At 67.8% G+C, this 10654-nt stretch carries 10 protein-coding genes and 2 pseudogenes; 5 read left to right on the forward strand and 7 right to left on the reverse strand.

Annotation, left to right across the window (positions count from 1 at the left end; translation table 11 throughout):
- Window positions 1–9: 9 nt before the first annotated feature.
- Window positions 10–540, forward strand: a complete 531-nt coding sequence (locus tag ACTMTJ_RS34425; protein WP_441222858.1) for a hypothetical protein — start codon at window positions 10–12, stop codon at window positions 538–540.
- A gap of 218 nt (window positions 541–758) precedes the next feature.
- Window positions 759–2072 carry a hypothetical protein gene (locus ACTMTJ_RS34430; RefSeq protein WP_441222859.1) on the forward strand — a complete coding sequence of 438 codons (1314 nt, stop codon included), beginning with the start codon at window positions 759–761 and terminating at the stop codon, window positions 2070–2072.
- A 30-nt stretch (window positions 2073–2102) separates the two neighbouring features.
- Here the strand turns inward: ACTMTJ_RS34430 and ACTMTJ_RS34435 are convergent, their stop codons facing one another.
- Window positions 2103–3440 carry a hypothetical protein gene (locus ACTMTJ_RS34435; protein WP_441222860.1) on the reverse strand — a complete coding sequence of 446 codons (1338 nt, stop codon included), beginning with the start codon at window positions 3438–3440 and terminating at the stop codon, window positions 2103–2105.
- 593 nt (window positions 3441–4033) lie between these two features.
- Here ACTMTJ_RS34435 and ACTMTJ_RS34440 point away from each other — a divergent pair.
- The gene (locus ACTMTJ_RS34440) at window positions 4034–4243 is read left to right on the forward strand and encodes a hypothetical protein (RefSeq protein WP_441222861.1); all 210 of its coding nucleotides are present in this window, start codon (window positions 4034–4036) and stop codon (window positions 4241–4243) included.
- 107 nt (window positions 4244–4350) lie between these two features.
- Here ACTMTJ_RS34440 and ACTMTJ_RS34445 read toward each other — a convergent pair whose 3' ends face one another.
- The 3 genes from ACTMTJ_RS34445 to ACTMTJ_RS34455 all read right to left on the reverse strand — a co-directional run bounded on the left by ACTMTJ_RS34445 (window position 4351) and on the right by ACTMTJ_RS34455 (window position 5874).
- Window positions 4351–4485: a P27 family phage terminase small subunit gene (locus tag ACTMTJ_RS34445; protein WP_441222862.1), complete on the reverse strand. Its 135-nt coding sequence runs from the start codon at window positions 4483–4485 to the stop codon at window positions 4351–4353.
- Window positions 4478–4657: a hypothetical protein gene (locus ACTMTJ_RS34450; RefSeq protein ID WP_441222863.1), complete on the reverse strand. Its 180-nt coding sequence runs from the start codon at window positions 4655–4657 to the stop codon at window positions 4478–4480. Before ACTMTJ_RS34450 ends, ACTMTJ_RS34445 begins: the two co-directional genes overlap by 8 nt.
- Before the next feature lie 1049 nt (window positions 4658–5706).
- The gene (locus ACTMTJ_RS34455) at window positions 5707–5874 is read right to left on the reverse strand and encodes a hypothetical protein (RefSeq protein WP_441222864.1); all 168 of its coding nucleotides are present in this window, start codon (window positions 5872–5874) and stop codon (window positions 5707–5709) included.
- A gap of 65 nt (window positions 5875–5939) precedes the next feature.
- Between ACTMTJ_RS34455 and ACTMTJ_RS34460 the strand changes: the two genes are divergently transcribed.
- A complete protein-coding gene (locus ACTMTJ_RS34460) occupies window positions 5940–6113 on the forward strand; it encodes a DUF433 domain-containing protein (RefSeq protein ID WP_441222865.1) in 174 nt (57 codons plus the stop codon).
- Here the strand turns inward: ACTMTJ_RS34460 and ACTMTJ_RS34465 are convergent.
- The gene (locus ACTMTJ_RS34465; protein WP_441222866.1) at window positions 6110–6592 is read right to left on the reverse strand and encodes a WD40 repeat domain-containing protein; all 483 of its coding nucleotides are present in this window, start codon (window positions 6590–6592) and stop codon (window positions 6110–6112) included. The two genes, ACTMTJ_RS34460 and ACTMTJ_RS34465, sit on opposite strands and share 4 nt — an antisense overlap.
- Window positions 6593–7113: 521 nt before the next feature.
- Here ACTMTJ_RS34465 and ACTMTJ_RS34470 point away from each other — a divergent pair.
- Window positions 7114–7657, forward strand: a pseudogene (locus ACTMTJ_RS34470) (IS701 family transposase); the annotation flags it as partial.
- Window positions 7658–7659: 2 nt separating this feature from the next.
- On the opposite strand, the pseudogene ACTMTJ_RS34475 reads toward ACTMTJ_RS34470, so the two are convergent.
- A pseudogene (locus ACTMTJ_RS34475) lies at window positions 7660–7766 on the reverse strand (IS5/IS1182 family transposase); the annotation flags it as partial.
- A gap of 27 nt (window positions 7767–7793) precedes the next feature.
- Window positions 7794–10595, reverse strand: a complete 2802-nt coding sequence (locus tag ACTMTJ_RS34480) for a BTAD domain-containing putative transcriptional regulator (protein WP_441222867.1) — start codon at window positions 10593–10595, stop codon at window positions 7794–7796.
- Between the last annotated feature and the right edge of the window lie 59 nt (window positions 10596–10654).

Below are 10654 nucleotides of genomic sequence, written 5' to 3' on the forward strand. Positions count from 1 at the left end.
ACTGCCGGCATGACGAGCCTGGGCGAGGCAGCACTCGGTCAGCTCGCCATCCGCCTCGCCGACTGGCGCACACTGCGATCGCCCATGGGATCGGTCCACAACCGCCACGGTCGTCACCTCCGAGACGCAGACGTCGTCCGGCACGGCAACGCGCTGACGGACCTTGTCGCAGTGGTGGAGTCCTTTACCGTCGCCCGTCTGCTGAACCTGCGACCAGCCGTGTCCCACGACCAAGTCATGAGGTGGGCCGACCGCGTCAAGATGTGGAGGCAGCACGGTGGAGTCGACCTGAGCAGCTACCAGCATTGGCAAGCATTTCTCGGGTTCGTCGAGGTGCGCAACGCCTTGTCGCACGGGCTTGGTCGGCTTACCGACCGCCAGTTAGGTAAGTTCCGGAACGAGGTGCTGGGTCAGATAGCAGCCGCAGGGGTTCGACTTGATGGTGACCTGGTGCTGCCCATACCTGATGACGTGAGCCGCTGCGGCGAGATCGGCGGCGACTTCGTCCGATTTTTGGACCTCGCGGCGCCCAGCACGTGACAGACGCCTCTAGCCAGCAACCGAGGGCCCACGCACCGTCCGTCCAGCTCGGATGAGCGGCCATTGCGCGATCGCCTAGGCATCGTGGTGGCCTGCTAGAGCCAGGGCGGGTCGCACCACATCCGCATGCCGATGTTGCGACACGAGCCGACCACAACCCCCTGATCCGCTCCGCCGGCATATCCTGACCGGTTCGCCACTTCCCGGAAGGCATCAGGATGGACATCAAGTCGCTCGACGAGCTGCGCCAGGTCGATCAACGCACCCTTCACTTCACACCCATGGGTCTGGGCGTCGGCGTGCAGATGCGTCCGGATGACGCCGCACAGTTTCAGCAGCAGGTGGTCGCGCAGTTCGAGCTCGCTCCCGCGGTTGCCGAGGGAACCCGCAAGAGCTTCCAGGACCTTCGAACGGTATTCGCCTACGGCGTGCTGTGCTACGAGATCTTCACCCTGGTCGGCGACCACGCCCTGCTGGTGATCGAGCAGGCGCTACGCGACCGGTTTATCGACTACCACGACGGTACGGTCACCTTCGTCGACCCCGACGGCGTCGACCACCGGGTCACCGCTCAGCGGTACGAGCAGGTATCCGAGTTCAGTTCAAGGCATCGGAACTGGCAGCTGCGCGTCACCGACGGCCTCATGATGCGGTTCAACGGCACGCTTGCCGGCCTACGTGAGTGGGCTCGCCATGTCGGGCTGCTGCGCGGCCAGCGCAACCGCGGCATCGAGCAGGCCCTGTCCAACCTGCGCAACTTCGTCGCACACCCGAACGGCTACCACCTCGGCGGCCCCGTCGAGGCGGCCGGCACGCTCAGCGACCTCGCCGAGATCATCAACCACCTGTGGGGTATGCCCACCCCAGGAGGGCGGCTTTACCCGGCCCCCATCCGGCGCGAGGTCATCGTGATGGCGTGGAACGATGCGGGCACCGATATGAATACAGCGCTTGCGAAGGATCTGCCGCACGCGGTGGACCCCGACGACCAAACGTGGCGGTGCGTCATTCTGCGCGCCGTCTTCCGCCCCGACCACCGCGTCGCCGACCCCGGTCTACACGAATACGACGCCCGGTTCGAAGTAGCCCACTTCCCAACGGACCTGCTGTGGGGGCCGGGATCCATTACCGAAGCCGCCGCCTGGTTCGCTGAGCACCACCCAGATCCGGACGACTGTGACTATCTGGACCGGACCTTCGTCGTGCGCCACACCGGCAGCGACCTTTACCTACCGATGCGGCCGTCGGTGGCCGCCAACGTACCGGACGCCGATCGCTCCGGCCAGTGGTACGCCGTCAAAGCCGATCACCCCAACGACGCCTACCACCACGTCCGCAACCTCGTGACCAGCGCCGGCTGCGATCGACGGGGGCCGTGCCGAGGCTGTCACGCCGAGACCCTCCACGTCGGCACGCACCAGCAGGTGTTCGCGCACATCATCAACGACGGGACGGCTCCGCCTCCGCCGCCGGATGTCACCACGCCATGGGCTCATCCGCGATTCCGCCGGGTCGACCCGGTAGAGGTATGAACTGCCGTCGCTAGGACCTACACCTCCCGATCAGAACGAGTATGGCGAAGCGCCACGCCCCGAGTTGCGGGCTTCGTGCTCGCCAATCGGTGTCTTCATGGCCAGGACGACCTCGTTTGCGGTAGACAGCTCCCTGATGATCTCAAGGACAGCCTCTGTGGCCGAACGTGTCGTGCCGGCGAACCCTCGCCGCACGAGCTCGACGAACGGCTCCCGGGGAAGGTATCGCACGTTCGCATAGGTGATCTCGAACCCGGTACGAGGACCGGTGCGCAGAGAGCCGTCGGCCATCGCGAGGCTCAGGTAATCCGCTGGAACGTACATTCCTTTGAGGACGAATCGGTCGCCAGCGGTGAAGTCCTCCGCCCTGACGAATTTGAACCAGAACGGGCTGCTGGCCAGCCGCCAGTCGGCAGAGTTCACCGGTTCCTGCGGCCCGAGGTTCATCCGCCCCAACTGCTGGCGCAGATCCTCGCGGTTGGTGTAGGCCCACCGTGCTGTCTCCGGTCCACCTGGTCTCCGGCTCAGCCGTTTGTACTGCACCAGGGTGAAGATCTGCGCCAATTCGTCCCAGTAGACAAGATCGACGCCGAGGACCTGCTCCAACGGCTTGCGGTTGACGTTCATCACGGTCAACGCGAACCGGTCACTGGTGAACCTGGCCACACTCGCGCTGCGCAACCTCAGCACGCTGCGCGGGTCGAAGCGTCGCAGATCTTCGGCTAGAAGGTCGTCCTCACTGTCGATCACGAATAGCGGGTTGAACGTCGCCCCGAACGGTGCCGTGACGTCCACCGGAGCGGTGGAAGGCAGCAGCAGACCCTCGGGTGCGGACATGTCGGCGATGTCGATCGCCAGCGACACCGCATCGCGTTCCTCACGCAGGCGGGCGCCTCGATCGCCGCCGATAGGTGTGCCTGACTCGACCAACGCATCGAGCCATCGGGCGGTGGCCGGGGACAGTCCCCGAAGGACCGCCACGACGGCGGCGCCAAGCTGAGGGCTGAGGCGGGTTGGTGCCAGTGGGTTGGGCGCACGGTTACCGAAGTCAAGTCGCCGCTGCATGGCTACCGGTAGCCGCTTCTGGACGTGGTCAAATGGCACCGGATCGATGTGCAGCAGCGGCGTGATCAGGCTGCGGTCCTTGCCGGTCGCGATCTGTTGCGAGCTACGTGCGACACCGACCACGCGCACCGAGGGCGGTTCCGTTTGGTCGGCCGCAGCCCAGGACAGTCCGAGCACTAGAGAGCCCGGAGCGGGCCGGTGCGAGCGATAGAACACGTCGGTGATCCGATCCGGGCGCCGGCGTTCACCATCGTCGAGAACAGTGTCGTCGACGGACCACAACACCACATCACGCCCGGCCATGCACCAAGCCTGCCAGCGCGACGCCACCCTCGGGGCCGACGCAGCAACAGCGGGTCCACAACGGATCGCATTGCTGGTGCCATTCCCGCCAACCTCGGTTCCGAAAGATCAACCCGTCTTGCGCCCGTCGCTCGAGCCGCCTTTCACCGGCTTGGTCTATGCTCGTGGCCGCCCGCGGTGTCGGGCCCGACGGAGGCATTCGGTGAGGTCGTTCGAACATCGACGAGATCATCCGATCCGAACATTGCCGGAGCAGCAGCAGCCGTGCGCGTCGCGAACAACACCGCGACCCGCATCCCCTCCGCGCGCACCCACGCTGGCTCGACATCGAGTTTGTGGTTCGTGGAAAGCGGGCGGGTGGCGCGACCACCACCCTCTGAACCGAATGGGTCGCGATTGCGGGGCTACGTGCGCCGGCACACCGGCAGTTCATCCAGGACCGGCAGCCTGTCAGCTCACTGGCGGCCGCGCCGGCCCTCGGTCCCGGCCACGGTAGATATCACAGTGCAACTTCGGCGGCCCGGGGCCTCGCAGGCGTTTCTTACGGTGTGGGGGTGACGACGCGAGCATGGACTACTGAACGCGCAGCCCCTGTGGCACGCGAGATAGCCGTCGGGGTCGCGGCGAATCTAATCGCGGCAGCGATCGTCTACTTGGCCGCCGTGCTCTTTGGCTACCTGAGGGGCAACGGGTTCGCGCTTGGCGTCGCGATCGGGTTAGTCGGTACAGGTCCGATGATGTTCCTTTTCTACCGCTTCGCCGGTTACCTCGATAAGGTGGTCGGCCGCGCGCTGAAGCGCTAGAGCCTCCCGCGTCGCACCTTCCGCGCACCTTGTTGCACGCCCTGTGTTGGACGCCGCGCCCACTGTGAAACCGACCCGCCGAACGGCCAAGCGGACGCGGCGAGCGCCTATCCCGATCCGGTGAGCAGGCCGCCGCCGGGCTGGCGGTGTCCGTCGCCGCCGGCCAGCTGGGCCCGGTCGCTGGGCGTCATGCCGAACCGGGCCGCCCACCGCTGCAGCTGGGCGTCGGCGTGGTTAAGCACGACCAGCCACGGGGTTGCGCGTCTTGCGGTGCCCGGTCAGCTCGCCGTTCTTGCCGAACACCTCTAGTTCGACGACCTCGCCCTCCTTGGCGACCGCGGCGGCCGCGCGCCGGCGGCGGGCGGCCTCGTCGCACGTGACCGCGAACGCCTCGACATCCCAGGCGGTCAGCACGCCCTGTGGATCAGGTCGGGCGGGTACTCGTCCCAGATCTCCACCGCCTGGTCGTCGAGCCACGCCGGCGGCTCGACGCCGGTCGCGCTTGGCACAGGCTCGGCGTCGTTGACCCGATCGGCCGTGTACCGCGCACCAACTTCAGCGCGGTCGGCGCCGGGTGCGGTCCTCGCCTGCCCATCGCAGCGCCTCCTACTCCCTGCGGCCGTGCTGGATTCGCGCTCGCCGACGACCACTTCGTCTCCCGCAAGCTCTACCCGACCGTAGACTTCTGCGCCGCCTGATCTACAGGGCCGAGATCGTCGACCAGTGCGCGTACCTGATGAGGGCACCTTCTATCTCCAGCGGAGGCCCTGCATGTATTTCACCGGCAACGGCTTTACGCGACAGATGTGAACTAACGCACATCACCAAAGCGACGTATGCCACACCAGGCCGCGACGACATCCCGGTAATCCACAAGAACTTGTGGTTGTCCACGTGTTGTCCACAGGTTCGTGGAAACGGCCCGATTCTTCGTGTGCAGGGTGGGCCGGGATGTGTGGTTTAAGGTGTCCCGCAGGACATCGAGCGAACTTACCTCGGAGTCGGGTGGTGACCACAAACCCCGCCTCCTCCGCGCGGGGAGGCGAGCGCCCTCCCCCCGATGAAGAGGTGGTTCTATGGATGTGCCTGGCGGATCTTCGGATCCGAGCAAAAACCCGCCGTTCACCAACCGGTGGAGGAAGGCGGGCGATGCCAGCGTCTTGGTACTCAAGATCCTTGCTGGTTGCGTGACGCTGTTCGGGGCGCTCGCGTCCTGGTACGGCTGCGGGCCCGCCTAAGAAGACGGGCCCGAGCGGGAGAGTCCCTCGCCTCATGGATCCGACACCGGGGGCGGGGGGCCTCTTCACTGCCGGCTAACAGGTCATCCGCAGATGCATCAGCCATGCTGCGGAGCAGTTTTGCATATGCGCAAACTTTTACGCACTTGATCCCAGCGTTTGGCGTTGTATCCCACAGCCTAGGACCGTCCGCGCCAATGCGCTGATCAAGGCCGTGACCTGCAGCTAATCCTTCGCCAGGTCTTCCCACTCGACGCCGAGTTGGGCCGGCTTGTTCGTGATCACGTACAAGGGCCGGCGGCTGGTGAGCCGGTCGCGGCTCTTGCCGGCGAACAGCTCGGCCGTCTGGTCCTCGTGGATCAGGATCAGTACTCCTGGTCTTTGGTGCGCCACCCCTCGATCACGGCCACGACCTCGACGTTAGGCCCTCTCCGCGGTCGGTGGAGGGTGATGGCGCCATGGCGGCTGACATCTCGATCGACCCGCAGGTCACGGGTGGCGTGCCGTGCGTCGCCGGTACCCGCATTCCAGTGGCAACGGTCATCGGCCTGCTGGGGCAGGGCATGAGCATCGAGCAGTCATCGTTAGGGCTGGGCAGGTATCGCTGGTGTTGCGTCGGGCGTGGGTGTTAGCCCGACAATTTGGGACCGATGTTGATTATGGAGCAGCCGCTGGCGATGAAGATGGAACCACCTGCGGACGCGGTCACCTGGTTGACGATGTCGACGACGTCGATGGCGGTGCTGGTCCCTGTTGCGGGATCGAACAGGCGGACGGTGGCGTCGGTGCTGCCGGTGACCACGAGGGCGCGGCCATCCGCTTGTCCGATCGCTACCGTGTGGACCTCGGCGGTGTGCCCGGTGAGCTGCCGCACCACGCGGCCGGTGGTTGGCTCGACGATGCGGGCCACGCCGTCTGTGCCGCCAAGCACGACGACGTCTTGCCCGAGGAGGTGTCCGGTGGTCACCCCCAACGACCGGAAGGCCAGCTCGGATACGTCCGGGATCCGTTTGCCGGTCAGGGCCTCAAAGATGCGTGTGCGGCCGTCGTAGTGCACCGCGACGAGGAAGTCGACGCCCCGCGCCCGGCCGAGGGCAATCGTGTCGGCCATCAACGCCCGGACCTGGGACTACGCAATACCAGCGGCATGGATTGCCGGCGAGAAACCTGGACGGAAGCTCCTCACGCTCCGAAACGGGAGAAACCTCACCTCTACGGACTTTTAATCCTTAGGCGTGCGCCACTGATATCGATACCCATCTCTGCATTTTGGGCTTGACCTGCCGCTCTTCAGCCTACTGGCGGGACGCAGCGTCCCATGTGGACACGAGCGGCTCGTAGGTGCCTCGTCTGTTCGAGATGCGGCGTAGGGCATTGGCTCCGCCCGGCTCGGGTTGGTCCGAATGGGCGACGACGGATCCAGGATGACGAGCTCGATGTGCATAGCCGGACGGCCAGCCTGGGCGCGGCGCCCCTACAGGCCGGTGCCGTCACTAGTACTCCAGCCGCACTTCCGCTTTGACGTCTTGCCTGGTCAGCAAGCCGTCTTGGGGCAGCCTGTGGCCCGGTCGGGGGTAGCGACCGTCCTATATAGACTGTCGCATCGTGTCGGTCGATGCGGTGCCCGAGTGGATGTCGGCGTTCGATGATCTCATGGCAGTGGTGGCGCCGCGTTTCGGTCGGGTGGAGCCACGTCGACAGGCGCGTAGTTACCTGCTCGGGCTGCTGTCGCCGCTGGCGGACAAGAACGGCTGGACTCTGGCCGAGGCGGCCGGTGACCGGACTCCGGACAAGATGCAGCGTCTGCTCAACGCGGCCCGCTGGGACGCCGACGCGGTCCGCGACGACCTCCGCGGCTATGTCGCCGAGCAGATGGGCGACCGGGACGGGGTCCTCATCGTCGATGAGACCGGCTTTCCTGAAGAAGGGTGTCAAGTCCGCCGGGGTGCAGCGGCAGTACTCCGGCACCGCCGGGAGGGTCGAGAACTGCCAGCTCGGGGTGTTTCTTTCGTATGCCAGCCCACGTGGGCGGGTGCTGCTGGACCGGGAGCTGTACCTGCCTCGCGCCTGGTGCGATGACCTGGCCCGCCGGCCGGAGGCTGGCATCGGCGGCGAGGTCCGCTTCGCGACCAAGCCGGTGCTGGGGTTGCGGATGCTGGCCCGCGCGATCGAGGCCGGCCGGCGGCGGACCGGCGCCAGGGCAGCAGTGGGCCGAGGGTGTCGATGACCCGGTGGGCGGCGGAGTGCGAGGTACCGAACATTGGCCCGATCCTCGCCAAAGCCAACCGTCAAATCACTTCAGACACGCCACACTAGGTGGCCTGTGGGTTGGCAGCGCCGAGTTTGGCGCGGACGTGGTCGGCATCGGGGTGGTGGAGTTGGTCGAGGATGTCGAGGGCCTGTTGCCAGGCTTGGCGGGCCGCGTCTTGGTTGCCGACGGTGTGGTAGGTGTCGCCGAGACTGTTGAGGGTGGAGGCTTGGCCGTTGCGCCAGCCGCTGTGCCGTTGCCGCCGCAGGGCTTGGTGGAAGCAGTCGATCGCCTGCTGGTGGTGGCCGAGGCGGTCGTGGGCGTGGGCGAGGGTGTTCCAGGTGGCGGCGTCGTCGTAGCGGTGGCCGATCTTGCGGTGTAGGGCGAGTGCCTGCTGGCAGCAGGTGATGGCCTTCTGATGGTGGCCGAGCTGGATGAGGTACCAGCCGATGTTGTTTAGAGCTCGGGCCTGTCCGGCGCTGTTGCCGGCGGCCAGGTAGAGGTCGAGGGCCTGCTGGGTGTGGTCGAGCGCTTCCTGGTGGTGTCCCTGCTGGCCGGCCATCATGCCCGCGCTGATATGGGTGTAGGCATGTCCGGTGCGGTGGCCGAGTTCGGTGTAGAGCCGGTGGGCCTGCCGGTGGTGGGCGTGCGCGAGGTCGTGTAGGCCTAGTTGGGCGTGGGCCCGGCCGAGGTAGACGTGGGCGTGGGCCTGGCCGGGGAGGTGGGCCACTCGGCGCGCGGCGTCAAGGCCGGCCTGTTGGGTCGTGATCCACTCGTGCCAGTGCCCTTGCCGGTCGAGGAAGGGGGTGAGGGTCCAGGCAAGCTGCCAGGCGTAGCTGTCGGATCCAGAACCCGCGGCCTGGTCCACAGTGGCCAGTAGGACCGCGCGTTCGGCGGTGAACCACGCCAGCGCCTGCCGGTAGTCGGCAAGGACTTCGGGCACGACGCCGCGCCGCGGCGGCACCAGGGTGATCCGGTCGCGGTGTTCGTCCAGCATCCGGTCGGCGGCGTACGCGCTGTGCAGGTAGTGGTCGAGCATCCGGTGGATGGCGGCCTGTCGCCCGTCCTCGGGCTCGTGGGCACGGGCGAGATCCGCGGCGTAGGCCCGTAGCAGGTCGTGGAATTTGTACCGGCCCGGGAGGTGCTCGGTAAGCAGGTGCGCACGGGTCAGCTCGGCCAGCCGCGGCCGCAGCTCGGTCAGGGACAGCCCGGCGAGGCTCGCCGCGGCGGGCGCGGAGATGTCCGGACCGGGGTGCAGGCCGAGCAGGCGGAACAGCTGGCCGGCGCCGGCGGTGAGGGTGCGGAAGGACCAGGACAGGACGGTCCGCACGTCGCTGCCCGGGTCGTCGCCGGTGAGCGAGTTCCACCGGTCTCGGGCGTCGGCGAGTTCCGCGGCGAGTGTCGCGAGGGGGAAGCGTGGGTGGGTGGCGGCGCGGGCGGCCACGATGGTCAGGGCCAGGGGAAGCCGGGCGGTGCGGGTGATGATCTCGTCGACGGCGCCCGGCTCGCCGGCGACCCGGTCGAAGCCGATCCGGCGGGCCAGCAGCTCGTGTGCCTCTTCTCGGGGCAGCAGGTCGAGGCCGAGGGGGTGGGCGCCGTCGGCGGCGACCAAGCCGGACAGGTCGTTGCGGCTGGTGACCAGCACCAGGCAGCCGGGAGCGCCGGGCAGCAGCGGACGGACCTGCGTGGAGTCGTGGGCATTGTCCAGGACGACCAGCATCCGCCGGCCGGACAGCAGGCTTCGGTAGAGGGCGGCCTGCGCGTCCAGGCCGACCGGTATCCGCTGCGGCGGTGTCCCCAAGGCGTTCAGGAACCCGTGCAGGGCCTCGGCCGAGGTCATGATGGTACCGGCGGGGTCGAAGCCGCGGAGGTTGACGTACAGCTGCCCGTCCGGAAAGTCCGCGGCGACCCGGTGCGCCAGGTGCAGGGCGAGCGTGGTCTTGCCCACGCCGGCCGTGCCACCGATGACAAAGATCGTCACTCCGCCGTCGGTGTCTAGCAACCCGCTCAGCTCTTTGATCTGGGCGGCCCGGCCTACGAAGTGCGGGACCGCCGTGGGTAGCTGCCGGGCGGTCACCCAGGCATTGGCGGGTGCGGTCGTGGCTGCCACGGTCGGGACCGTGGTGAGCGATGGGTCGTCGGCGAGCAGTCGCTGGTGCAGGTCCCGCAGCTCGTGGCTGGGCTCGATGCCCAGCTGATCGGTCCAGAACCTCCACAGCCGCTGGTAGGCGGCGAGCGCGTCGACGCGGCGTCCGACCCGGTACAGCGCAAGCATCAGCAGCCGCCAGGACGCCTCGCGGTACGGCTCGTCCGCGGTCAGCTCCTCCAGGTGTACCAGCGCGTCCGCGGGCCGGCCGACGGCGAGCAGCGCGTCGGCCAGCGCCTCCCGGGCGACCACCCGCTGCTGGTCCAGCCGGCGGGCGGCCTCCAGCAACACCGGCTGTGTCCGGGCGTCGGCCAGCGCCGGCCCGTGCCACAGCGCGATCGCCTCGGTCAGCGCGCGGGTCGCCCGGCGCGGATCTCCCTCGCGTGCCGCGTCGGTTCCCAGGGCGAGCAGCTGTCCGAACCGCTGGTGGTCCAGCTCGTCGTCGCTCGCGGCCAGCAGGTAGCCGGACGGCACGGTGCGCAGCCGGTCCGCGTGGTGGCCGAGCAGGCCCCGCAGCCGCCAGACGTAGTGCGCCAGGAGGCGGCCGGCGGAGGGCGGGCCGCTGCCGTCCCATAGCGTCTCGACGAGCCACACCCGCTCCAGTAACTGCCCCGGGTGCAGCAGAAGGATCGCCAGGAGCTCCCGCTGCTTGCCGGCGGGCACGGACATCCAGGTGTGACCGTCCCAGACCCCTACCGGGCCGAGCACCCGCCATCTCATCCGTACAGCTTGGCGTAAGGCGCTGGGGTGCGCTCCAGATCGACGTGCGTCACCGGCCT

Origin of the sequence: Phytohabitans sp. LJ34, from assembly GCF_052068095.1 — a bacterium.
GTDB lineage: Bacteria > Actinomycetota > Actinomycetes > Mycobacteriales > Micromonosporaceae > Phytohabitans.